This window comes from Sphingomonas sp. RS6 (genome assembly GCF_054489705.1).
In genome coordinates, this window is sequence record NZ_JBTMWM010000007.1 from 71,245 (window position 1) to 94,012 (window position 22,768).

A 22,768-nucleotide genomic window follows, 5' to 3' on the forward strand; every position below is an offset into this window, starting at 1 on the left:
CTGCGATGGAATGGAAAGGGGCGGCCGTTGCAGGCCGCCCCTTTTCGTATCAGGGCTGCGGCACGGGCACGCCGGGTAGCGCTTTCGATGTGCGAATCGTCAGCGATGTCTTGATGTGCTCGACATTCGGCGCGGTGGTCAGCTGGGTGGTGAGGATCGTCTGGAAGCTCTGCAGATCCGGCGCGACGATCTTCAGGATGAAGTCGATTTCGCCGTTGAGCATATGGCACTCGCGGACCTGCGGGATTGCCGCGACCAGTTGTTCGAACGCGCGCAGGTCGCTTTCGGCCTGGCTTTTTAGGCTGACCATTGCAAAGACGGTCAGATTATAGCCGAGCGCGGCGGGATCGAGGGCCGCGTGATAGCCGGTGATCGCACCTTCCTGCTCGAGCGAGCGGACGCGGCGCAGGCACGGCGGTGCCGTCAGGCCGACGCGATCGGCCAGCTCGACATTGGTCATCCGGCCGTTATCCTGCAGAAGTCCGAGGATACGGACGTCGATCTCGTCGAATCGCATGATGGGGTGACGCTCCTTGGGGGATTCGTTTCTTGTTGATCCCCGCTATCATAATAATATTGCGCGGCAAGGCAATTGTCCCACATTGCGACGTGCCGAAATGAACAGTTCCCTCCGCTGCGGCGAAGTCGTTAAGAGGTTCGGGGCGCCGATTTCGGCGTGGCGGATGATGGGCTTTGGCGTTGCGCTTCGATGATACCCTGGAAACGGTGCTCGCCGGCGACCTGCGTTCCGCTCAGGGTGTGCAGTCGGCCTGGCGCCAGATCGTCGATCTGATCGGCCGGCGCCGCGCGCCGGCTGATCAGCGCGCGATGGCCGTCCTGCGCGAGATCCGGCCGCACGTGCCGCGCACCGTTCGCGCCGCGAGCGCGAAGGCGCTCGAATTTGCCGATCCGCCGCCGCCGCTCGTTCGCCTGCTGGCGCTCGACGATCTGCCGGTCGCGATGCCGGTGCTGCGCAGCGCCCGGATGTCGGCGACGGCGTGGATCGAATTGCTGCCGGAACTGGAGCCCGCTGCGCGGAACGTCCTGCGCAACCGCCGCGATCTCAGCCCTGCTGTGCAGCGCGCGTTGGAAAGTTTCGGCGCAGCCGATTTCGTGCTGCCCGACGGTCGCGCGCTGCCAGCCGAGCCTGCCGCGCCGGCGCCGTCCGCGCCTGCCGTCGCATCGGCGCCGCTTACCCCGGTTGCGGCCACGTCAGGCGCGGCCGGGCCATTCGAGGTCGCCGATGTCGTGGCGCGGATCGAATCCTTCTGGCGCGATCGCGAAGCGGGCGTGTCGCGAGCCGCCCCGCCCAAAAAACGAGCAAGCGAATTCCGGTTCGAGACCGATGCCAGCGGCACGATCCGCTGGGTCGCTGGCGTCAGCAGAGCGCCGCTGATCGGCCTCTCGCTCGATTTGCAGGGTATGCCGCAAGGCAGCCGTGTCGACGGCATCGCGGCCGGCGCATTCCGCCGGAAGGCAAGTTTCGCCAACGCGCGCATGACGATTGAGGGCGAATCGGATGCAGCAGGCGACTGGCTGATTTCCGCCATTCCCGTGTTCGAATCCGCCAATGGCCGGTTCAGCGGCTATCGCGGCACCGCACGGCGGCCGCGCGTCGACGAACGCGCCGAACCGGCTCGGGCGCCGATCGAAGTCGATGCACTGCGGCAATTGGTTCACGAACTCCGCACGCCCACCAACGCGATCGCCGGCTTTGCCGAGATGATCGAGGCACAGATGCTGGGGCCGGTTTCCGATCCCTATCGCGAACGCGCCGCGATCGTTCGCGAACAGGCGCGCGAACTGATGGGGGCGATCGACGATCTCGATCTGGCCGCGCGGATCGAAAGCGCTGCGCTGTCGCTTGCTCCGGGCCGGGTGGCGCTGCGGCCGATGATTGCCGCTATCGCCGGCGATCTGGCCCAGCTCAGCGAGTTGCGCGGTTCGATGATCGCGCTTCCCGTCCATGATCTGGCTGTTTCGGGCGATCATCGTGCGGTCGAGCGGCTGCTTGCCCGGCTTATGGCGACGCTGGTGTCCGCGAGCACCGTTGGCGAGCGCATCCGGGTGCAGCTGGCACTGGAGGGCGAGCAGATGGTGGCGATCACCATCGATCGCCCCCGCGCGCTTGCCGATTATCCGGGCGAGTCGGTGCTTGGCATCGACGACGAGGAAGAGGATGTTACCCTGCTCGGCACCGGTTTTGCGCTGCGGCTTGCCCGCAATCTGGCGCGGGAGCTTGGCGGAACGCTGGTGATCGCGCCCGAAAGCCTGACGCTGCGACTGCCAGCGGCGGCAAGCGGCCAGATGGGCCATGTCAGCCGCAGTTGAGCGTCGGCGGCGGACGATGTCGCTGACGGCAATCGACATCGCTTGCGGCGAAGGCATGACCTCCGCTAGGGCCGTCGAGGCTGGGGGCCTGTAGCTCAGCGGTTAGAGCTGGCCGCTCATAACGGCTAGGTCGCGGGTTCGAATCCTGCCGGGCCCACCAGCACTTGTGCGCGGCGCCGCTTGTCTCTAAGCGGCCGCAAGCGTCGGGGAGTGGCGCAGTCCGGTAGCGCGCCTGCTTTGGGAGCAGGATGTCGCAGGTTCGAATCCTGTCTCCCCGACCATTACCCTGATGAAACATCTCGGGATCGCGCGATGACGCGGTTTTAGCGCCTGGCGCCCGAGCGCCGCAACGGCCGTTTCCGCGCGTCCGAATATGCCCCAGCGCGCGCCCTACGCGCGTCCTTCAGTCGCCAACCCCATTCTCCGTAAGCCGACATCGTTGTCTGATTTTCTATAGACACCGATGTCTAGACGTGCCTAGACATCGGTGTCTCGCATAACCGGACACCGGGGCGAGTCGCAAAAAGATATATCAGGGAGAGGGTGATGAAGGGATTCGCACGCGATTTTCGCGTCTGCGCGAGTGCTGCAGCCATTGCGGTAGCACTGCTTTCGGGAAGCGGGGCCTGGGCACAGACGGAAAGCGCCGATCCGCCGCCAACGCAAGATGCCGCGGCCGTTTCGGTACCCGAGGCGGATCAGGCGGCATCCGGACAGAACGAAGAGATCGTTGTCACGGGATCGAACATTTCCGGTGTCCGTCAGGTCGGCAGCCAGGCCGTCACCGTGGGGCGTGAGGAGATACTGGCCAGCGGCAAGAATTCGGTGGCCGATGTGTTGCGCACGCTGCCGCAGGTTCAGAATGTCGGCGGATCGTTCGACGCCGCGAGCTCGGGTGCGAGCGGCAGCGCCCAGTCCGGCGGCAATCCCACGCGCGGCACCGCGATCAACCTTCGCGGGGTGGGGCAGGGCGGTACGCTGACGCTGGTCGACGGCCACCGCGTCACGCCGTCGGGCACCGCCAGTGCGTTCACCGAGGCCAATCAGGTGCCGATCGCCGCTGTCGAACGCATCGAGGTGATCCTCGACGGCGCATCGGCGGTCTATGGATCGGACGCGATCGCCGGCGTGATCAACTATGTCCTGCGCAAGGATTTTACCGGGCTGGAACTGAGCGGGCGCTACACCGCTGCCGAACACGGCAATGACGAATGGGCGTTGAGCGGCGTCGGCGGCGCCCGGTGGAACATCGGCGGCGGCGAGGGTAACATCATCGCGACCTTCGAATATTCGCATCGCGACCCGTTTCTGCGCGCCCGCAATGCTCGCCTGAGTGAGGATCAGCGGCGCTATGGCGGCAACGACAACCGGGTCACCACCGGCGGTACCGCGACGGTGCCGCTGACCGGCAACATCGTCATCCCGACCGTCGATCCGAGCAATCCGTTCGGCGCCGGTCCGATCAATCCCTATTTCCCACTTGGCGGCAGCAACACCTATTATGCGCTGCCATCCAACCCGACCGGCCGTATCCTGAGCGTGGCCGACCTTCAGGAAGTCCGCACCGGCTCGTGCGAGGGCGCCGCGACGCCGACCTGTACCAGCTATCCCAACGTCGCCGATCGGGCGCAATATGAGGATTATCTCAGCCGGCAGACGCGCAAGCAGGCGGCCATCCTGATCAATCAGCAGGTGGGCCGAGTCAGCTTCTACAACGAGTTTTTCTGGAGCCGGACCGATCAGTTCAGCCGCACCTATGCTGGCAGCAATGCGGTCACCAATCCCACGCTGAGCATCAATCCCGACAGCGACTATTACGCCCCGCTGGCGAGTCTGCCCGACCTGTTCCGGTTCAGCACCACCAATTTCAATTTCGGCTATCAGCCGATCACGGTGCAGTACAATCTTGTCGACCGGCTGCCGGCGAACATCCGGATCGGCAACCAGAATTTCGACGAGAGTTTCAACAACACCTTCGGCGCCCGCGCGCCGCTGGGTGGCGACCTGATTGCCGAGGCCTATTATAATTTCGGGCAGAACAAGACCTGCGGCATCTGTTACCTCGGCAACTTCATCTCGTTCGAAGCGAATGACCTCGCCGGTATCGCGGCGACAAGCGCGATCCAGCAGCTCGTCAACCTGCCGTCGAGCGATCCGCTCGCGCTCAATCCGCTGTCGACCGCTCCGCTGACCCAGGCACAGCTGGACTATGTGCTCGGCAACAACGAGCAATATGCCCAGAACTGGAGCCATGACGTGATCGCCAAGATCAACGGCACCTTGATCGACTGGGCGCCCGGCCGCTGGAAATTCGCGATCGGCGGCGAATATTACGCCGGCATCCAGAAGCTGCAGAATAGCGGCAACCGCCCGCCGGATCCCGGCCCCGTCACGACGCCCGATGCCAATGCGCGCACAACGCGCACCCAATATGCCGCGTTCGGCGAACTCTACATGCCGGTCATCAATCCCGCGATGGGCGTTCCGCTGGTGCAGGACCTGACCGTCAGTTCGGCGCTGCGCTACGATCATTACTCCGATTTCGGCAGCACCACGAACACCAAGGTCAGCGCAACCTGGACGTTGAACGACTGGTTCAAGATCCGCGGCTCCTGGGGCACATCATTCCGCGCGCCGGGCCTTCCCGAGCTCAATTCGGGTGCGTTTTCGTTCGCGCTGGGCGGCAACATCAATGCGCCCGCAGCGGTGGACGCGGTGTTGGGCGGCACGCGCCAGCCCAACGGCTCGATCAACGTGATCAACATCATCGGCGGCAACCCGAATCTGAAACCGGAAACCGGCACCAACTGGCAGCTCGGTGCCGATTTCACGCCGCTGTTCGCCCCTGGACTACGGCTGTCGGGCACCTATTACAACCTGACCTATGCGAACAAGCTGGGCACGGCGGGGGTGCCGTTCACGATCAACGACTTCGTGCCCGGCGCGCTCGCCAACCTCGATCTGTACAATCGCTATGCCGGGTACATCATCCCGCTGAACAATGTGCGCACCGCCACGGGGTGCAGCTCGATTGATCCGCGCGCCGAGGAATTTTCGAATTTCCTCTACACCTCGATCGCCGGCTTCAATCCGCGCGACATCTGCAATGCCGACCTGATCATCGACGGTCGCAGCATCAGCGCCGCGAAGACGGAGCAGCAGGGAATCGACTTCTCGGTCAACTACACCAAGGCGACCGAGATCGGCGCGTTCAACGTCAACCTGTCGGTCAGCCATATCCTCAAAAATGCCGAGGCGACCGTCGCGGGGGCGCCGCTGGTGAGCCGGCTGGATACCGTCGGCGATCCGATCAGCTGGCGCGGACGTGGCAGCGTGACCTATACCAGCGGGCCGTTCACCGCGACGCTGTTCGGCAATTATACGGGCAGCTACCTCAACGATCTGCCGATCACATTGAGCGGCGCGTCCGAACCGTTGCCGGAAACGCGCGTTCCTTCCTGGACGACGTTCGACCTGAACCTCGCCTTCACCTTCCCGCGCGGCGACGAACGCTGGGCCGCCATGCGCGGCGTTAGGCTCGCACTTGCAGTGACCAATCTGTTCGGCAGCGAGCCGCCGATCGTGCTGTCCACCGCCAATGGCAATTCGTCCATCGATCTGTTTGCGCACAACGCCTTCGGGCGTTCGCTTCAGCTATCGGTCACCAAGGCATTCTGAAAAATTCGGGTACAAGGTCTGGTCTTCCGGCGGGGAGACCAGGACAAGTCAGGGGAGAGATGGCGTGAGGATATCAGGGATCAGAATGGCGGTACTGGCCGTCGCGGCAATGGCGCCGATCGCCGCAGCGGCGCAGCCGGCGGGCGGCGGGCAGGGGGCATCCTGCCGTCCGCAGGGCTTCTTTGCGCCGCCGCCAAGCTATCGCTCGGTCGAGCAATTGCCCGACGGGCGGGTGACGTTCCGACTCTGCGCGCCCGAGGCACACGAGGTGAAGGTCACGAGTACTGACAGTGCCGACGCGATTCCGATGGGCTATCCGCCGGGCTCGCCGGTGGGACTGGCGATGACGCGCGACGCGACCGGCTTGTGGACGGCGACCACCGCAGTGGCGGTCCCTGCCGATACCTATCGCTTCAATTTCCAGGTCGATGGCGCGCGCGTGCCCGATCCGATGGGGACGACCTGGTCCGAGGAGCGGCGCGGCATCAATTCGACGTTCGAGACGATGGGGCCGGAAGGCGCCTTCCAGACCTATCGCAAGGAAGTGCCGCACGGAGCGGTTTCCGAAATCGAATATTGGTCGGAATCGATCGGCGGCAAGCGCAGGGCGCATGTCTATACGCCGCCGGGCTATATGAACGGGACGGCGCGCTATCCGGTGCTTTATCTGGTTCACGGTGCGGGCGACAGCGACGACAGCTGGACCAGCGTCGGCCATGCCCATTACATCCTCGACAATCTGATCGCTGCCGGCAAGGCGAAGCCGATGATCGTGATCATGCCGTTCGGCCACACGCCCGACCGGCCGGGCGTCGACATGCTGAGCAACAATGATTTCGGCAACGATCTGCTCAAGGATCTGATGCCCTATGTCGAGCAGCATTTTCGCACGCTCAATACCCCGGATACGCGCGCGATGGCCGGGCTTTCGATGGGCGGCGCACACACGATCCGCAACGGCCTGACCCATCCCGAGCTGTTCCACTATATCGGCATCTTCTCGATGGGGCTGGGCTTTGGCGACGACGCCGCGAAGCAGGTCACCGATTATGAAACCGCCAACGATGCTGCATTGAAGCGCGGGTCAAAGGAATTTCGACTGGTCTATTACGCGATGGGCAAGGACGATTTTCTGCACGGCACCGTCGCGCCGACGCGCGGCATGCTGAACAAATACGGGATCGCCCATGTGTACAACGAGACGCCTGGTGGTCACACCTGGATCAACTGGCGCCGTTATCTTGCGGATTTTGCGCCGCGCCTGTTCAAATAAGCGATCGACCGATCTGGAGGGGAGTAACCATATGAAACGAACGCAGATGATCCTGACTTCTGGCCTGTTGTGCCTGATGGCGCCGGCCGTGGCGGCGCAGGAGGTAAAGACCAGCAACGGCATCGTTGCCGGCACCAGCGACCAAGGGGTCATGAGCTGGAAGGGCATTCCCTTCGCCGCGCCGCCGGTCGGTCCCTTGCGCTGGCGGGCGCCGCAACCGGCGGCGAAATGGAACGGCGTCCGTTCCGCCAAGGCCTATGGCAATGATTGCATGCAGGTGCCGTTCCCCAGCGACGCGGCACCGCTCGGCACGCCGCCGGCCGAAGATTGCCTCTACGCCAATGTCTGGCGTCCGGCGGGCGCGAAGGCGAAGCTGCCGGTGATCTTCTGGATCTATGGCGGCGGCTTCGTGAACGGCGGCGCTTCGCCGCCCACTTATTCGGGTGCGGAACTGGCGAAGAAGGGCGTCGTCTTCATCAGCGCCAATTACCGCGTCGGCCGCTTCGGCACCTTTGCCCATCCGCAACTGACAAAGGAAAATCCCGATGACGGGTTGATCGGCAATTACGGCTTTCTCGATCAGATCGCGGCGCTGAAATGGGTGCGGGAGAATGCGGCGGCATTTGGCGGCGATCCGGACAATGTGACGATCATCGGCGAGTCCGCCGGTGGCATGTCCGTCCACGCACTCGTCACGTCGCCGCTCGCAAAGGGGCTATTCGAGCGCGCCGTCGTGATGTCGGGCGGGAATGGCGATTCGAGCCAGAGCCCAAGCCTCGCCGAGGTCGAGCGCATCTATCTCGACTTCGCCAAGTCGAAGGGCATCGCCGAGGATGATCCTAAGGCGCTGGCAAAGCTGCGTGCGCTCAGCGCCGAGGAAGTGACCGACGGGCTGAGCATGATGCAGATGTTCCAGCCCAAACCGGGCCCCAAGACGTTCAGCGGCCCCTTTGTCGACGGCAAGATCGAGGTCGATCTCGCCAAGGCTTATTCCTCAGGCAATTTTGCGCAGGTGCCGATGATGATCGGCGCGACCGACGCGGATATGGGCGGCAAGACCGGCTTCATGATCGCCGGCGCCCGCAGCGCCGCCGCGACGATCGCCCAAAAGGGGGTACCGGTTTGGGCCTATCGCTTCTCCTATGTCGCGGACTCGGTGGGCCAGCCGGGGGCGCAGCATGCCACCGACATCCCGTTCTTCTTCGACACGCAAGCGATCAAATATGGCGCGCAGACCAGCGCGCGTGACAATCAGATGGGCGATACGATCAGCAGCTATCTGGTGAACTTCGCGCGCTCGGGCAATCCGAACGGCGAGGGCCTTCCGGCTTGGCCGAAATATGATCCGGCGGCCGATGTGATCATGGACTTCTCGGCGGACGGCAAGCCTGTGGTAGAGAAAGATCCCTGGGGGGCGGAGATCGATTCCGCGCAAAAGCGGCTCGCGGCTGCCACCGCTTCGGGCAAGTATAATAGCCTGACGACGCCGCTCGGCACGCTGCTAGACGATCCGGCCGCACGCGCGGTGCTCGAAAAGCATATCCCGCAGATCATCAAGAGCGAGCAGATCAACATGGCGCGCGGCATCACGCTCAGCGCGCTGCAATCCTATGTGCCGCAAGTGCTGACGGATCCGATGCTCAAGACGATCGATGCGGAACTGGCTGCGCTGCCCGCCAGCCACTGACGATTTGTTTCTCTTCCTCGGGGTCGGGCTGTGTGCCCGGTCCCGCATTTTCTTGGAGCCAAAGATGAAGACTCTGATCGCCATTACCGCTGCCCTGCTCGCGGGAAGCGCAATGGTCGCGGGCCAGCCGCTGGCCGCGCAAGAAGCCGGCGCAACCCAGACGAACCGTCCGTGGATGGACACACGACTTTCCCCCGACCGGCGCGCGGCGTTGCTGCTTGCTGCCATGACGCTGGATGAGAAGATCGCGCTCTTGCACGGGCCGATGGCGCTGGCGCTCGGACCGCAGATGCCGCTGCCGAAGGGGGCAGTCGGATCGGCGGGCTATATCGCCGGCAACGAACGGCTCGGCATTCCGGCCTTGCAGGAAAGCGACGCCAGCCTGGGCGTCACCAACCCAATGATGGTGCGCGGCGCCGGTGACATGTCGACGGCGCTGCCCGCCAGCCTGTTGCTTGCCGCAACCTTCAACCCCGAGATTGCGCGCGAGGGCGGGGTGGTCGTCGGTACCGAGGCGCGCGCCAAGGGGCTCAACGTCCAGTTGGCCGGCGGCGCGAACCTGCTGCGCGATCCGCGCGGTGGTCGCAATTTCGAGTATCTGGGCGAAGACCCGCTCGTGGCCGGCCTTCTTGCCGGCGCGGCGATCCGCGGCATCCAGTCGACCGGCATGGTCTCGACGATGAAGCATTTCTCGATCAACGGTCAGGAGCATAACCGCATGACGGCGGACTCGGTGATCGGCGAGGCCAATCACCGCGAAAGCGACCTGCTGGCGTTCGAAATCGCGCTCGAAAAGGGCGATCCCGGATCGGTGATGTGCGCGTATAATCTGGTGAACGGCGTCTATGCCTGCGAAAACGACACGCTGCTCAATCGCACGCTCAAGCAGGATTGGGGCTTCAAGGGCTGGGTGATGTCCGATTGGGGCGCGGTCCATTCGCTGGGGGCGATGACCAACGGGCTCGACCAGCAATCGGGCGAGCAGCTCGACAAGCAGGTGTTTTTCGACAAGCCGCTCAAGGCCGCCGTGGCGGACGGGTCGATTCCCGAAGCGCGGGTGAACGATGCGGCGCGGCGCGTGCTGCGCGCGATGTTCGCCAACGGGCTGTTCGATAATCCGCCCTCCAAGGCGGAGATCGACTTCGCCGCGCACGCCAAGGTTGCGCTGGCCGAAGCCGAACAGGGCATCGTTCTGCTGAAGAATGATGGCGTGCTGCCGCTGGCGCGCACCGCGAAGAAGGTCGCCGTGATCGGCCAGCAGGTCGAGGCGGGGGTGCCGTCCGGCAGCGGTTCGTCGCAGGTCACCAATCCCTGGCGCCCCAATCCGGCGATGCCGGTTCGGACGGTGCCGATCGGGGGCGAGGGGATGATGGCGGCGTGGTCCAATGTCGTGTTCCACCCCTCGTCGCCGCTCACCGCGATCCGGGCGCGTTTCAGGCCTGCCGGCGCATCCGCCGCCCCGGCCAATCCGTTCGGGCCGCCCGAACCGTCGCCGGTGACGTTCGACAACGGCATCTATCCCGAAGCGGCGGCGGCCGCCGCGCGCGATGCCGATGTGGCGGTCGTGTTCGTCTATCAGCCCTCGGGCGAGGGCGACGACGTGCCGAACATGGCGCTGCCATTCGGCCAGGATGCGCTGATCGAGGCGGTGGCTGCGGCCAATCCCAACACGATCGTCGTGCTCCAGACCGGCAATGCCGTGCGGATGCCCTGGGCGGACAAGGTGAAGGGCATCGTCGAGGCCTGGTATTCGGGTGGCATGGGCGGCGAGGCGATCGCGCGCGTGCTGTTCGGCGAGGTCAATCCGTCGGGGCGCCTGCCGCTCACCTGGCCGGTCGACGAAAGCCAGCTGCCGCGCCCGACGATCCCCGGCTGGGGCGAGGCGCCGGACGCGAAGGTGAAGGTCAACTATGACATCGAGGGATCGGATGTCGGCTATCGCTGGTTCGCCCGCGAGAACAAGACGCCGCGCTACTGGTTCGGCCACGGCCTGAGCTATACCAGCTTCAGCCACAGCGGCCTGGCGGTAAAGGGCGGCGACACCGTCACTGCCAGCGTCGACGTGGAAAACACCGGCAAGGTCCCCGGCAGCGACGTCGTCCAGCTTTATCTGGTTGGCAAGCCGGACGGGCCCGCCCGGCGGCTGCTGGCGTTCGAGAAGGTCGCGCTCCAGCCCGGCGAGAAGAAGCGCGTGACGATGACGGTGGACGGCCGACTGCTCGCCGACTTCGACGAAAAGGCGCATGGCTGGCGGATCGATGCCGGCGCGTACCGGATCGGGATCGGTTCCGATGCCGGCTCGGTCGAGCAGGTCCAGACGGTGAAGCTGGCCGCCAGGCGCATGAAGCCGTGAATGCTGGCCGCGTTTCGTGGATTGCCCGATTCGCGACACGCGGCTAGCGCTTTTGACGTTCCCGAAGGCCGTTCGATGCACGGCCTTCGGGGCTGCTTGGCAAGTTCCCATGGTAGCGGTAACCACCAGATTGCCCATGCGCGACGAGGTGCGGACGCCAAATGACCAAGCGAGGATCTTCGCTGACCATCTATGACATTGCCCGGTCGGCGGGCGTGTCGCCCAAGACGGTGTCGCGGGTAATCAATCGCAATCCTCAGGTCGGCGCCGAACTTCGCGACCGGGTGAACAAGGCGATCGCCGAGCTCGGCTACGAACCCAATCCGCTGGCACGAGCGCTCAAGGGACAGCGCGGCTATACGCTTGCGATGCTGGCCCTGATGGATCTGCCGGCGGACGACGAGTGGCAGCTTATCCCCTATGTCCATGCGCTCGAGGTCGCGGCGCTGCGGGCTGCGCAGCAATTCGGCTATCGCTTCATGGTCGAAAGCATCGACTGCGATCCGGCGGCGATGGCGGAGGATCTGCTGAGGCTCGAGCAGCGCCAGATCGATGGCGTCGTTCTGCTGGCGCCGCTTTGCGACGACGCGGCGTTGCTCGACGCACTCGACGCGCAAGGCACGCCGTTCGTTCGCCTGGCGCCCGGGACAGCGCCTGACCGGGGGGCAACCATCGCGATCGACGAGCGCGGGGCTGCGCGGACCGCGACTGAACATCTGATCGGTCTCGGCCATCGCCGGATTGCGATGATCGCGGGCCCGACCGAGCATGGCGCCGCCGATGCGCGAGTCGACGGCTTTCGCGACGCGTTGGCTGCGGCCGCGATTGACTGGACACCGCCGATCGAGCGCGGGGATTTCCGCCAATCGTCGGGCTATCGGATTGCGACCGAACTGCTCGCCCGCGCCGAGCCGCCGACGGCGATTTTCGCCGCGAACGACAGCATGGCGGCAGGCGTGATCGCCGCCGCGATCGACCGGGGCCTGAGACTCCCTCGCGACCTTTCGGTCATCGGGTGCGACGATGCGGAGGTGGCGAAATACACCTGGCCGCCGCTGACCACGATCCGGCAGCCCTTTACCGAGATGGCGCGCGCCTCGATCGAGTTGCTCGTCTCGATGGTCGACGGGGTCGCCGATTCGCCCGCGAATCTCCGGCTGGATCACGCACTGATCGTGAGGCGATCGACCTGCCCGCCGCGCGGGCTCGACTGAAGGGGGCCTGCGCTCGAGTGGATTGCGAACCGCAGCCCGATCCCCACATCGGGGCAAAAGGAGCCAGCATGACCGACTATCGAAAGACCGAGCAAGCCATCGCGGCGCTGACGCCCGAGCAGTATCGGGTGACGCAGGAGAGCGGCACGGAGCGCCCGGGCACCGGCGAATATCTCTACAACAAGCGGCCCGGCATCTATGTGGACATCGTTTCCGGCGAGCCGCTGTTCGCGTCGTCCGACAAATATGAATCGGGCTGCGGCTGGCCCAGCTTCACCAGGCCGATCGAGCCCGCCAACGTCGCCGAACTGCGCGACCTGAGCCACGGCATGGTGCGTACCGAGGTGCGGTCCGCCAATGGCGACAGCCATCTCGGCCATGTGTTCGACGATGGCCCCGTCGATCGCGGTGGCCTGCGCTATTGCATCAACTCCGCTTCGCTGCGCTTCGTGCCGCGCGAGGACATGGCGGCGCAGGGCTATGGCGCCTATCTCGATCAGGTAGCGGTCCCGGCCGAGTAGCACCGTTTTGGTGTTCTCATTTCGTTCTATTGATGCTAGGGGCGGCGCATGGCTGATGCCGGCATCCGCAAGATCATCCATGTCGACATGGACGCATTCTTCGCGTCGGTGGAGCAGCGCGACGACCCTTCGCTGCGCGGCCGCCCGGTCGCCGTCGGCCATGCCGCGTCGCGCGGCGTCGTCGCCGCTGCCAGCTACGAGGCGCGCAAGTTCGGCGTGCGATCGGCGCTGCCTTCGGTCACGGCGCTGCGGCGGTGCCCGGAACTGGTGTTCGTACGACCGCGCTTCGACGTGTATCGTGAGGTCTCGCGTCAGATCCACGCGATCTTCGCGCGCTACACCGATCTGATCCAGCCGCTGTCGCTCGACGAAGCCTATCTCGACGTCACCGCGAGCAGGGCGGGGATCGAGACGGCCTGGCGCACCGCGAAGGCGATCCGTGCCGCAATCCTGGCCGAAACGGGTCTCACCGCTTCGGCCGGCATTTCGTACAACAAGTTCCTGGCGAAGCTCGCCTCCGATCATCGCAAGCCGAACGGCCAGTTCGCGGTGACGCCGGAGATGGGCCCGGCCTGGGTCGAATCGCTGCCCGTCAGCCGGTTTCACGGCGTCGGTCCGGTGACGGCGGCGAAGATGTGGCGGCTGGGAATCGAAACAGGCGCCGATCTGCGCGCCAAGCCGATCGAATTCCTTCAACGGCACTTCGGCAGCTCGGCCGACTGGTATCACGCGATTTCGCGCGGCGAGGACGATCGTCCGGTCAATCCCGATCGCGTGCGCAAATCCTCTGGCTCCGAAACGACGTTCGATCGCGATCTGACCGACCCCGGGGAGATCGAGGCGGGGGTGCTGAACATGGCCGACGATGTCTGGGCATGGTGCGAGCAGCGGCAGTCGTTCGGACGGACGGTGACCGTGAAGATCAAATATGCTGACTTTCAGCAGATCACCCGCAGCCGCAGCCAGCCCGTCGCGGTCTCGACCCGGGCCGACTTGCACCGGCTTGCGATCGATCTCGTCCGCTCCGTCCTGCCGCCGGCCAAGGGAATTCGGCTGGTGGGCGTGACCGTCTCCAATTTCGTCTCCGATGCAGCTGACGAAAGCGTCCTGCCGATTTTCGCGAAGGTCCGCGCGGCGTGATGCTCGACCTGTTCGACACGCCGGTGTTGCCAGGCCTTCAGGTTCGCGCCGGCCTGATCGAGCCGCGCGAGGAAAGGATGTTGATCGAGCGTATCGATGGGACCGATCTGACCCCGTTCCGGTTCCAGGCCTGGACCGGCAAGCGGATGACGGCTTCGTTCGGCTGGAGCTATGATTTCGAGCTCGGCCGCCCGCGCGAGGCGCCGCCGATGCCCGATTGGCTGCTGCCCTATCGCGATCGGGCCGCCGCCTTTGCCGGTATCGACTCGAAGGCGCTGATCCAGGCGCTGCTGATCCGATATGATCCCGGTGCAGGCATCGGCTGGCATCGCGATCGTCCGATCTATGGTCATGTGATCGGCATCTCGCTCGGCGAACCGGCGACGATGCGCTTCCGGCGGCGGCGTGAGGCGCGGTTCGATCGTGCGGCTGCGCCGCTCGAACCACGCGGCATCTATCATTTGAGTGGCCCGGCGCGGCACGAATGGGAACACAGCATCGCGCCCATGGAGCGGACCCGCTGGTCGATGACCTTTCGCAGCCTTTTGTAGTCGATGTGAAGAACGCCTTGCGCGCAAGCCCGATGCGGTTCGCATCGATGGCGGTGGCGACCCCGGCGTGATTCGAACACGCGACATTCGGTTTAGAAGACCGATGCTCTATCCAACTGAGCTACGGGGCCCCAACGCCGTCCGCTACACGCATCCCGGGATGATCGGCAACGGCAAAGCGACAATTTCGCGCCACTCGGCATGGCGGATGGCCCCGCGGCCACAGGGGCAGATTGCGCCTTGCGCCGCCGCTGCGCATAGTGGCGGCGATGAACGAGGGGTTGGGCAGACCGGCGCATGTCGCCGCGCGCGAACTGGCGGGGAGCCAGTTTCGCTATTTCGATTTCGTGATGGCGGCGTTCGTCGCGATCCTGCTGCTTTCCAATGTTCTGGGCGCGGGCAAGGTCGCGCAGATATGGCTGCCGGGAATCGGCTATTGGCCGTTCGGCGCGGGCATCCTGTTCTTCCCGGTCTCCTATGTGATCGGCGACGTGCTGACCGAGGTTTACGGCTATGCCCGTGCCCGCCGGGTGATCTGGGCGGGCACCGTGGCGGTGCTGTTCATGGCGTTCATGTCGTGGGTGGTCGTCAAGCTGCCGCCCGCGCCGGACTGGACCAACCAGCCCGCCTATGACGTGATCTTCGGCCAGGTGCCTCGGATCGTGCTCGCCTCGGTATGCGCCTTCTGGGCGGGCGAATTCGTCAACGCCTATGTCCTCGCGCGGATGAAGCTGTGGACCGGCGGGCGCATGTTGTGGACGCGCACGATCGGCTCGACGATCGCGGGGCAGGCGGTCGATAGCCTGATCTTCTATCCGCTGGCCTTCTGGGGCGCGACGGGGTGGACCAACGCGCTGGTGGTGAAGGTGCTGCTGACGCAATGGGTTCTCAAAGTGGGCTGGGAAGTGCTGCTGACCCCCTTCACCTATCTGATCGTCGGCTTTCTGAAGCGGCGCGAGGGCGTCGATGTGTTCGACGACGGCACCGATTTTACCCCATTTGCGACGCGGGTGTGATAGGGGCGGACGATCACCCGTGCGGTTTGCGCGCGACTGAAACCAAATCTATCTGGCGCCGATGCGAAACCGCGCCAAGGTGACCCGGGAATTTTTCAGGAGCGACCGTGTTCGCGATTAATCCGCTCTATTCGGTTGCCGGCGTGTTCGTTGGATTGCTCGTGGGGATGACCGGCGTCGGTGGCGGATCGCTGATGACGCCGCTGCTCGTCCTGCTGTTCGGCTTTCACCCGGCCACCGCAGTCGGCACCGATCTGCTCTACGCTTCGGCCACCAAGACGGTGGGCGCCGGTGTGCATGGGCTGCACGGCACGATCGACTGGCGCGTCGTGCGGCGGCTGGCGACGGGCAGCGTTCCTGCCGCGGCGCTCGCCCTGCTGTGGCTCAGCTATTCGAACCAGAAGCCGGAGGGGAGCGCGGCCGCGATCTCGCTCGTGCTTGGCTGCACGCTGATCGCCACCGCCGTCGCCACCTTCTTCCGCGCGCGGCTCGTCGCGGTCATGGCGCCGCGGTTCGAGCGGCTGGGCGAACGGGGCATTGGCGGCGTTACTGTCGCCCTGGGCGCGGTGCTCGGCGTGCTCGTGTCGCTGACCTCGGTGGGGGCAGGGGCGCTGGGGATGACCGCGCTGCTGATCCTTTACCCGCATCAACCGGTCAATCGGCTGGTCGGATCGGACATCGCGCACGCCGTGCCGCTCACGCTGCTCGCCGGCACCGGGCACTGGCTGCTCGGATCGGTGGACGGCGCGCTGCTCCTGTCGCTGCTCGCCGGATCGGTGCCGGGGATCATCATCGGCAGCCTGCTGGCGACGCGGACCACCGATCGTGTGCTGGTGCCGATCCTCGCCGCCACGCTCGGGCTGGTCGGCATCAAGATGCTGTTCTGACGCGGTCAGGCAACCGCGGCGAGCAACCCTTCGAACAGTCGGCGTCCGTCGCTGCCGCCATGCGCGGCTTCGATCTTGCGCTCGGGGTGCGGCATCATGCCGAGCACATTGCCGGCGGCGTTCATCACCCCGGCGATGTTCCGCGCCGAGCCGTTGATGTTCTCCGCATAGCGGAACGCGACCCGGCCTTCGCCTTCCAGGCGGTCGAGCGTCTCTGCATCGGCGAAATAATTGCCGTCATGGTGCGCGACGGGGATCGAGAGCGTCTCGCCGGCCTGATAGGCGCTGGTGAAGATCGACTGGCTGTTCTCTACCGACAGCGGCACGTCGCGGCAGACGAAATCCAGGCCGGCGTTGCGCATCAGCGCGCCGGGCAGCAGCCCGGTCTCGGTGAGGATCTGGAAGCCGTTGCAGATGCCGATCACCGGCGTGCCGCGGTTTGCGGCCTCGATCACCGCCTTCACCACCGGCGAGCGCGCCGCGATCGCGCCGCAGCGCAGATAATCGCCATAGGAGAAGCCGCCGGGCAGGGCGATCAGCCCCAGGCCTTCCGGCAGTTCGCTGTCGCCATGCCACACCATGTGCGGCTTGGTGCCGGTCACGCTCTCCAGCGCGACCGCGATGTCGCGATCGCAGTTGGAGCCGGGGAAGACGATGACCGCGGTCTTCACAGCTTTTCGGCCCGGTAGTTCTCGATCACCGTGTTGGCGAGCAGCTTGCGGCACATCTCGTCAATGGCGGCATCGCTGGTCGAGTCGGCGACCTCCAACTCGAAGATCTTGCCGGCGCGGACATCCTCGACGCCCTCGAAACCGAGGCCGCCAAGCGCGTTCTGAATGGCCCTGCCCTGCGGATCGAGCACGCCGTTCTTCAAGGTGACGATGATGCGGAGTTTCATGGGCGCGCCTATGGCGCGGCGGGGGCAAAGTCGCAATCGGAAATCGTCTTGAAGCGTCTCCTCCACCGCGAAGCGGGGGAGGGGGACCGCCGCCGCAGGCGGTGGTGGAGGGGGAGAACGACAAGGGGCTCGCGCACGGCGAGCCCCCTCCACCATTCGCTTGCGCGAATGGTCCTCCTCCCCGTGCCGGGGAGGATCTAAATGGTTTACTTGCCCCGCTTCTTGCGGTGCGTCTCGAGATCGAGCACGTCGGACGCGTCGCCCTCCGGGAACAGGCCCAGACGGCGGGCGACTTCCTGATAGGCTTCGACCTCGCCGCCCAGATCGCGGCGGAAGCGATCCTTGTCGAGCTTTTCGCCCGTGGCGATGTCCCACAGGCGGCAGCCATCGGGGCTGATCTCGTCGGCCAGGATGATACGACCATAGTCGTTCTCCCAGATCCGGCCGAATTCCAGCTTGAAGTCGACCAGGCGGATGCCGATGCCGGCGAACAGCCCCGAAAGGAAGTCGTTCACGCGAATGGCCATGTCGGCCATGTCGTGCAGCTCTTCCTGGCTGGCCCAGCCGAACGCAAGGATATGCTCGTCGGTGACCATCGGGTCGCCCAGCGCGTCGTCCTTGTAATAATATTCGACGATCGTGCGGGGCAGCGGGGTGCCTTCCTCGATGCCGAGCTTCTTCGCGAGCGAGCCGGCAACGACGTTGCGGACCACGACTTCGATCGGCACGATCTCGACCTGGCGGATCAGCTGCTCGCGCATGTTGAGGCGGCGGATGAAGTGCGTCGGGATGCCGATGCCTGCAAGCAGCGTGAACACATGCTCGCTGATCCGGTTGTTCAGCACGCCCTTGCCGTTGATCGTCCCCTTTTTCTGGGCGTTGAAGGCGGTGGCATCGTCCTTGAAATACTGGATCAGCGTGCCGGGCTCGGGACCCTCGTAGAGAATCTTAGCCTTGCCTTCGTAGATTTGCCGGCGGCGTGCCATGTCGGCCTAGTCCCTTGGAAATGCGTTGCCCCGGTGGCACGGGATTTCTCCACGCGACAGCCGGGGCTCTGGAAGGTCTGGCCCTATACCGGAAGGGGGGCGGGCGCGCAATCCGGCGTACGTCGTTCGCGGGCCGGAATGGTCATGTCGCGGATCGCTTGCGCCGCAACAGCGTCACGATCGCCGCGCCGCTGCCGAACAGCGCTGCCCAAGGCAGCAGATAGATTGCGAGCGACATCAGCGCCTGCACGCCCCAGACAAAGGTTGCCGCGGAGCCTGCGATCGCTTCACCGAGCGCGGCCACGACGCTGTTGCCCGAAGCAGGCGCCGCCAGCGGCCGATATCGAATCTCGATGTCGGCCATCGCGACCCTGCCGCGCAATTCCTTCAGCCATGCGCGGGCCTTGTCGAGTTCCTCCTGTGCCGCGGCGACGCTGCGCTCCGCCTCGACCAGTTCCCCGACTGATCCCTTGCGGGTCCGCAGCGTCTCGGTGAGTCGCGCGACCAGCAACTCGCGCTGGCGGATGCGCGCGGCGGTATCGCTCAGGTCTTTTGACACGTCCTCGCCGACGACCCGCGTGCCGGTCGAGCGGCCGCCCTCACTATTTATCTGTTGCTCGGCCTCGCCCGTGAAACCGGATGCGTCGGCCGCGGCGACGCGCAGCCGCAACAGGGCATCGCCGGCACGATCGTCCTCGCCGGTGCGCGATAGCGTCACAAGCTGGCACCTGGCAGGCCCCATCCGTTCGCAGAGTGCGCGATGGCCATCCTGCACCTGCGCCAGCCGGGCTTCGGGGACAAGAAAGGTCAGCGAATAGCGATAGGCAAGTTGCGGCAGGGCGACCTTGAGTGCGTCCGCGCCGTGGGCCTTCGCATCGGCCGGCGCATCGGCCGCCACTTCTGCCGCCTCGCCGCCCGTCGGGTCGATTTCGTTGCTTGAGCAGCCCGCAAGCAATGCAGCGGCCGTCAAGACAAGAAGCATGCGCATTCGACTTCCTCCTCCCTCAGAGACTGTCGAAATCCTAGTGCACTACTAGGAGAAGGCAAGACACATTTTTGCCATAAATAAGGCAGGATTGGGGCGGTCCATCCAAGGTCGCGCTAGGCAGAATTTTCCGGCTCGGAAGCCTCTGCGCCGCCGCCGCGTCCTAAAATGCGAAGGTACGGTTAACGGCAGAGACTGGATTGCAGATGGCACGGCTGGGACAGCTCAACCGCGTAGGCTTCGATCATGCGCCCGAAGGCGGCGTCAAACCCTATGCGCAGCAAGTCGCCGAGGGAATTCGCCGCGATTCGTGGCTGGGCCGCAAGCGCTTCCTCGCCCGGCTCAACTATGCGCACAACTACATCTGGTGGCTGCGCGCTGCCAGCAACGACCCCGAGCGGCTCGCCCGGCTGGCGCGGATCGAGCGGCTGGTCCGGCAGCCCTTTGCCCGGCCCTGGAAGACCGAGCGCGCGGCCGAGTTCCGAAAGCTCGATTTCCACTTCGAAGAGAAGCTGCTCGATCCTGAGGTGGTGGGTCGCCTCGCACACGACCTCGTCCAGCCGCAGACGTACAGCGATCCCTACATCATGGGATACAGGCATGTCGGGCTGCCGCAGCACGATCCGCATCCGTTTCTCTACATGGATCCGCAGACGCTGTTCCTGAACCCTGCCTTCCTGGAAATCTGTTCGAACCAGGGGATCATCGACTTTTGCCGCGAGGCGTTGGGGCCGCGTGCTGCGCTCAGCTGGGCATGGACCTGGATTTCGCAGCCCGCCGGCTTCGCCTATCAGAACCAGAACTGGCACCGCGACGCGGCCGAGCCGCTGAACTTCGTGCGCATCTTCGTGCCGCTCTCGCCCATCCTCGCGCGCGAAGATGGTGCGACCGAACTCATCCCCGGCACGTCCCGGCTGCGCCAATGCTACGAACGGCGCCGCTTCGGCGATCATGAGGTGGAAGCGCTGAAGCAGGAACGCGGCGCCGGGGTCGTGCTCGCGGATGTCGGCGACGTCTATTTCATCAACACGTTCGCGCTGCATCGCGGAACGCCGCCGACGCAGCGGCGCGGACTACTGTCATTGCTCGTTTCGATCGGTCCGTCGCATCGCACGCCCTTCATCCGAAAGCTCCACATGAACGAGATACCGGAACATCTGCGCGAGCGCTTCCGGCGCAACCGCAGCTTCTTCCGCCGTCTCGTCCGCTGATTGAGCCGCGCGATGGTCAAGCTCGTCATCTGGGACCTCGACGATACGCTCTGGCAGGGCACGCTGGCCGATGGCGAGGCGGTGGTGCCGTTTGCGCATCGCTTCGATCTGGTCCGCCGGCTGAACGACCACGGGGTCGTCTCGGCGATCTGCTCCAAGAACGATCCCGCCCGGGCCGAGGCGCATTTGCGCGAATTCGGCCTGTGGGACCAGTTCGTCTTCCCCAGCATCGCCTTCGCACCCAAGGGGCCGGCGGTGGCAGGGATTATCGGCGACATGCAGTTGCGCGCGCCGGACGTGCTGTTCGTGGACGATAATCGCGCGAACCTGCAGGAGGTGGGGCACATGGTGCCGGGCATCCAACTGCTCGACATCACGGCGCCCGATGCCGATGCCGTGCTGGAAGCGATCTTCACGAGCCAGAAGGCGTCGCGAAACCGCGTCGGCGAATATCGCATCCTCGAAGCGAAAAAGCGCGACCGGGTGGACGCGAATCTGTCCAACGAGGATTTTCTTTTCAGTTGCAGTGTCGAGGCTTGCGCGCCGTTTCTGATGGACAATCTCGACTTCCTCGACCGCGTCGTCGAACTCGTCAACCGGTCGAACCAGCTCAACTACACCCAGTCGCGGGTCGAGCCGGCGGCGCTGCGGAGCGCGATCATCGATGTGGTCCGCTATGACAGCTGGTCGATCTTCGCCTGGGACAAATATGGCGATTACGGGCTGGTCGGCTTCGTCATGGTCGATCGCGCCAGCCAGCGCTTCGTGCATTTCACCTTTTCCTGCCGCGTCATGCACATGGGGCTGGAAAGCTATGCGCTGCGCAAGGTGCGGGAGAAATGGCCGGCGATCGATGCGTCGCACTGGGCGGATCGCTTCTCGCTCGTCCCCCCGGGCTGGATCGCCGATCGATCGTTCCACGATCCGGCGATCCGCGCCCAGCGGCTCGCCTCGCTGGGCGGCGAAGCGGGCGGCGAGGTCCGTGCGCGGATCATGTATGACTGCCAGTCCGGCGGCATCGCGCATTTCAGCCGGCATCGCGCTGCGATCGAATTCGACAACAACCCGCGCCTGTTCGGCATGCGTCATGTGCTCGATGGCACGCATCGCCGCCAGCGCTACCCCGATGCGATCATTTTCGGCCCGGGCATCGATTACAGCAACCCGCGCTGGCCGGCCCAGATGATCCCGCATCTGGGGCAGGTCTATGGCGACTGTGTCGATGCGTTCTGCAGCTATTTCGCACCGCGAGTGACCGGCGCGCTGATCCTGCTGTGCCCGGAGGCGATGCCCGACGCGAAATATCGCCCGCATATGGGCCATACGCGCGAACGGACGGTCGCGCTCAACGCCGAATGGCGGCGGGCGGCGGCTGCGCATCGCTGGATCACGCTGGTCGAGCTGGATGCCATCGTTGCGCCGGACATGCTCTCGGACGTGAGCCATTATCATCCCACCGCGCTTCAGCAGATGGCGGACACCGTGGACGCCTGGCTCGACGGGGTCGCGCGACAGGACGATGCGAGCTTTGCCGGCCTGTCGGACGAGGCGTTCGTCACGGCCGGCCAGGCCGTGCTCGCGGAAAACCGCCTCGCCGTCCTGCCGCAGTTGCTGGCGTCGCTCGCGGCGCGCGAGGCGCTTGCAGGTGGCGAGGCGGGCCAGACATTGCTGATCCAGGCGCTCGTCGCGATCGTCGGCATGTGCGGCGCGGGCGAGGTGGCGATTGCCGCGCGTTCGATTCGTGCGGGTGGCGCCGATCTCGCTGCGCTGGGTGCGGCACTGCTTGAGCAGGCAGTGACACCCGGAGGCGCGCTCGTTCTTTCCGAGCTGGCCGATGGAACGCTGCTGGCGCTGGCCTTGCTGATCGGCATCGGCGGCGATCCGGCGCGCGCGGAAGCGATGCTGGCGGAGGCGGGGCCGGCGCGTGCCGGCGGGGACTTCCCGGCGGCCGCGGCGATGGTTCGGGACGAAATCGCGGAGGCGGTGAGACCATAAGGGGAACGCTCTTGGCGTTTCCCCTCCGGGCCTGCTATCCGG

General features: G+C 65.3%; 18 protein-coding genes and 3 tRNA genes. 15 read left to right on the forward strand and 6 right to left on the reverse strand.

All coding sequences use genetic code 11. The annotated features are described in order from the left end of the window. Nucleotides 1-49: 49 nt before the first annotated feature. Nucleotides 50-517 carry an Lrp/AsnC family transcriptional regulator gene (locus ACX40Y_RS13375; RefSeq protein WP_459120065.1) on the reverse strand — a complete coding sequence of 156 codons (468 nt, stop codon included), beginning with the start codon at nucleotides 515-517 and terminating at the stop codon, nucleotides 50-52. 182 nt (nucleotides 518-699) lie between these two features. Between ACX40Y_RS13375 and ACX40Y_RS13380 the strand changes: the two genes are divergently transcribed. From ACX40Y_RS13380 to ACX40Y_RS13430, 11 genes are all read left to right on the forward strand, one after another. Then, nucleotides 700-2,331 carry a sensor histidine kinase gene (locus ACX40Y_RS13380; protein ID WP_459120066.1) on the forward strand — a complete coding sequence of 544 codons (1,632 nt, stop codon included), beginning with the start codon at nucleotides 700-702 and terminating at the stop codon, nucleotides 2,329-2,331. 84 nt (nucleotides 2,332-2,415) lie between these two features. Further along, nucleotides 2,416-2,491 (forward strand) — tRNA-Ile (locus tag ACX40Y_RS13385). A 44-nt stretch (nucleotides 2,492-2,535) separates the two neighbouring features. After that, nucleotides 2,536-2,612 (forward strand) — tRNA-Pro (locus tag ACX40Y_RS13390). A gap of 265 nt (nucleotides 2,613-2,877) precedes the next feature. Next, entirely contained in the window at nucleotides 2,878-6,009 is a 3,132-nt protein-coding gene (locus ACX40Y_RS13395; RefSeq protein ID WP_459120067.1) for a TonB-dependent receptor domain-containing protein, read from the forward strand. Nucleotides 6,010-6,094: 85 nt separating this feature from the next. Beyond that, entirely contained in the window at nucleotides 6,095-7,282 is a 1,188-nt protein-coding gene (locus tag ACX40Y_RS13400; protein WP_459120068.1) for an alpha/beta hydrolase, read from the forward strand. Nucleotides 7,283-7,328: 46 nt separating this feature from the next. Continuing rightward, nucleotides 7,329-8,969 (forward strand): carboxylesterase/lipase family protein, encoded by a 1,641-nt coding sequence (locus ACX40Y_RS13405; protein ID WP_459120069.1) that lies wholly within the window; start codon nucleotides 7,329-7,331, stop codon nucleotides 8,967-8,969. A 64-nt stretch (nucleotides 8,970-9,033) separates the two neighbouring features. Then, a complete protein-coding gene (locus tag ACX40Y_RS13410; protein ID WP_459120070.1) occupies nucleotides 9,034-11,322 on the forward strand; it encodes a glycoside hydrolase family 3 C-terminal domain-containing protein in 2,289 nt (762 codons plus the stop codon). Nucleotides 11,323-11,483: 161 nt separating this feature from the next. Beyond that, the gene (locus ACX40Y_RS13415; RefSeq protein WP_459120071.1) at nucleotides 11,484-12,536 is read left to right on the forward strand and encodes a LacI family DNA-binding transcriptional regulator; all 1,053 of its coding nucleotides are present in this window, start codon (nucleotides 11,484-11,486) and stop codon (nucleotides 12,534-12,536) included. A gap of 68 nt (nucleotides 12,537-12,604) precedes the next feature. After that, complete coding sequence (gene msrB, locus ACX40Y_RS13420) at nucleotides 12,605-13,057, forward strand: peptide-methionine (R)-S-oxide reductase MsrB (RefSeq protein WP_459120072.1); 453 nt, start codon at nucleotides 12,605-12,607, stop codon at nucleotides 13,055-13,057. 48 nt (nucleotides 13,058-13,105) lie between these two features. Continuing rightward, nucleotides 13,106-14,197: a DNA polymerase IV gene (dinB, locus tag ACX40Y_RS13425; protein WP_459120073.1), complete on the forward strand. Its 1,092-nt coding sequence runs from the start codon at nucleotides 13,106-13,108 to the stop codon at nucleotides 14,195-14,197. Next, a complete protein-coding gene (locus ACX40Y_RS13430; protein WP_459120074.1) occupies nucleotides 14,197-14,748 on the forward strand; it encodes an alpha-ketoglutarate-dependent dioxygenase AlkB in 552 nt (183 codons plus the stop codon). Before dinB ends, ACX40Y_RS13430 begins: the two co-directional genes overlap by 1 nt. 54 nt (nucleotides 14,749-14,802) lie before the next feature. Here the strand turns inward: ACX40Y_RS13430 and ACX40Y_RS13435 are convergent. Continuing rightward, a tRNA-Arg gene (locus tag ACX40Y_RS13435) sits at nucleotides 14,803-14,879 on the reverse strand. A gap of 138 nt (nucleotides 14,880-15,017) precedes the next feature. Here ACX40Y_RS13435 and ACX40Y_RS13440 point away from each other — a divergent pair. Together ACX40Y_RS13440 and ACX40Y_RS13445 are read left to right on the forward strand one after the other, a co-directional pair. Next, a complete protein-coding gene (locus tag ACX40Y_RS13440) occupies nucleotides 15,018-15,764 on the forward strand; it encodes a queuosine precursor transporter (RefSeq protein ID WP_459120075.1) in 747 nt (248 codons plus the stop codon). A 107-nt stretch (nucleotides 15,765-15,871) separates the two neighbouring features. Next, nucleotides 15,872-16,651 (forward strand): sulfite exporter TauE/SafE family protein, encoded by a 780-nt coding sequence (locus ACX40Y_RS13445; RefSeq protein ID WP_459120076.1) that lies wholly within the window; start codon nucleotides 15,872-15,874, stop codon nucleotides 16,649-16,651. 5 nt (nucleotides 16,652-16,656) lie between these two features. On the opposite strand, the gene purQ is transcribed toward ACX40Y_RS13445, so the two are convergent. The 4 genes from purQ to ACX40Y_RS13465 all read right to left on the reverse strand — a co-directional run bounded on the left by purQ (nucleotide 16,657) and on the right by ACX40Y_RS13465 (nucleotide 19,523). Beyond that, on the reverse strand, nucleotides 16,657-17,322 hold the full coding sequence (gene purQ, locus ACX40Y_RS13450; protein ID WP_459120077.1) for a phosphoribosylformylglycinamidine synthase subunit PurQ: 666 nt from the start codon (nucleotides 17,320-17,322) through the stop codon (nucleotides 16,657-16,659). Next, the gene (purS, locus tag ACX40Y_RS13455; RefSeq protein ID WP_459120078.1) at nucleotides 17,319-17,549 is read right to left on the reverse strand and encodes a phosphoribosylformylglycinamidine synthase subunit PurS; all 231 of its coding nucleotides are present in this window, start codon (nucleotides 17,547-17,549) and stop codon (nucleotides 17,319-17,321) included. The genes purQ and purS overlap by 4 nt, the downstream gene beginning before the upstream one ends. A gap of 206 nt (nucleotides 17,550-17,755) precedes the next feature. After that, complete coding sequence (purC, locus tag ACX40Y_RS13460) at nucleotides 17,756-18,535, reverse strand: phosphoribosylaminoimidazolesuccinocarboxamide synthase (protein ID WP_459120079.1); 780 nt, start codon at nucleotides 18,533-18,535, stop codon at nucleotides 17,756-17,758. A 142-nt stretch (nucleotides 18,536-18,677) separates the two neighbouring features. Continuing rightward, complete coding sequence (locus ACX40Y_RS13465; RefSeq protein ID WP_459120080.1) at nucleotides 18,678-19,523, reverse strand: DUF4349 domain-containing protein; 846 nt, start codon at nucleotides 19,521-19,523, stop codon at nucleotides 18,678-18,680. Nucleotides 19,524-19,726: 203 nt separating this feature from the next. Here ACX40Y_RS13465 and ACX40Y_RS13470 point away from each other — a divergent pair, with 203 nt between their 5' ends. Both ACX40Y_RS13470 and ACX40Y_RS13475 read left to right on the forward strand, forming a co-directional pair. Then, nucleotides 19,727-20,731 carry a phytanoyl-CoA dioxygenase family protein gene (locus ACX40Y_RS13470; RefSeq protein ID WP_459120081.1) on the forward strand — a complete coding sequence of 335 codons (1,005 nt, stop codon included), beginning with the start codon at nucleotides 19,727-19,729 and terminating at the stop codon, nucleotides 20,729-20,731. Nucleotides 20,732-20,743: 12 nt separating this feature from the next. Further along, nucleotides 20,744-22,726, forward strand: coding sequence for a hypothetical protein (locus ACX40Y_RS13475; protein WP_459120082.1), 1,983 nt, complete (start codon nucleotides 20,744-20,746; stop codon nucleotides 22,724-22,726). Nucleotides 22,727-22,768 lie beyond the last annotated feature (42 nt).

What these genes read in the sequence shown, in the direction of transcription:
- ACX40Y_RS13375 (WP_459120065.1), bottom strand. Translation starts at nt 517, where the DNA reads ATGCGATTCGACGAGATCGACGTCCGTATCCTCGGACTTCTGCAGGAT.
- ACX40Y_RS13395 (WP_459120067.1), top strand. Translation starts at nt 2,878, where the DNA reads ATGAAGGGATTCGCACGCGATTTTCGCGTCTGCGCGAGTGCTGCAGCC.
- ACX40Y_RS13400 (WP_459120068.1), top strand. Translation starts at nt 6,095, where the DNA reads ATGGCGGTACTGGCCGTCGCGGCAATGGCGCCGATCGCCGCAGCGGCG.
- ACX40Y_RS13405 (WP_459120069.1), top strand. Translation starts at nt 7,329, where the DNA reads ATGATCCTGACTTCTGGCCTGTTGTGCCTGATGGCGCCGGCCGTGGCG.
- ACX40Y_RS13410 (WP_459120070.1), top strand. Translation starts at nt 9,034, where the DNA reads ATGAAGACTCTGATCGCCATTACCGCTGCCCTGCTCGCGGGAAGCGCA.
- ACX40Y_RS13415 (WP_459120071.1), top strand. Translation starts at nt 11,484, where the DNA reads ATGACCAAGCGAGGATCTTCGCTGACCATCTATGACATTGCCCGGTCG.
- msrB (WP_459120072.1), top strand. Translation starts at nt 12,605, where the DNA reads ATGACCGACTATCGAAAGACCGAGCAAGCCATCGCGGCGCTGACGCCC.
- dinB (WP_459120073.1), top strand. Translation starts at nt 13,106, where the DNA reads ATGGCTGATGCCGGCATCCGCAAGATCATCCATGTCGACATGGACGCA.
- ACX40Y_RS13430 (WP_459120074.1), top strand. Translation starts at nt 14,197, where the DNA reads ATGCTCGACCTGTTCGACACGCCGGTGTTGCCAGGCCTTCAGGTTCGC.
- ACX40Y_RS13440 (WP_459120075.1), top strand. Translation starts at nt 15,018, where the DNA reads ATGAACGAGGGGTTGGGCAGACCGGCGCATGTCGCCGCGCGCGAACTG.
- purS (WP_459120078.1), bottom strand. Translation starts at nt 17,549, where the DNA reads ATGAAACTCCGCATCATCGTCACCTTGAAGAACGGCGTGCTCGATCCG.
- purC (WP_459120079.1), bottom strand. Translation starts at nt 18,535, where the DNA reads ATGGCACGCCGCCGGCAAATCTACGAAGGCAAGGCTAAGATTCTCTAC.
- ACX40Y_RS13465 (WP_459120080.1), bottom strand. Translation starts at nt 19,523, where the DNA reads ATGCGCATGCTTCTTGTCTTGACGGCCGCTGCATTGCTTGCGGGCTGC.
- ACX40Y_RS13470 (WP_459120081.1), top strand. Translation starts at nt 19,727, where the DNA reads ATGGCACGGCTGGGACAGCTCAACCGCGTAGGCTTCGATCATGCGCCC.
- ACX40Y_RS13475 (WP_459120082.1), top strand. Translation starts at nt 20,744, where the DNA reads ATGGTCAAGCTCGTCATCTGGGACCTCGACGATACGCTCTGGCAGGGC.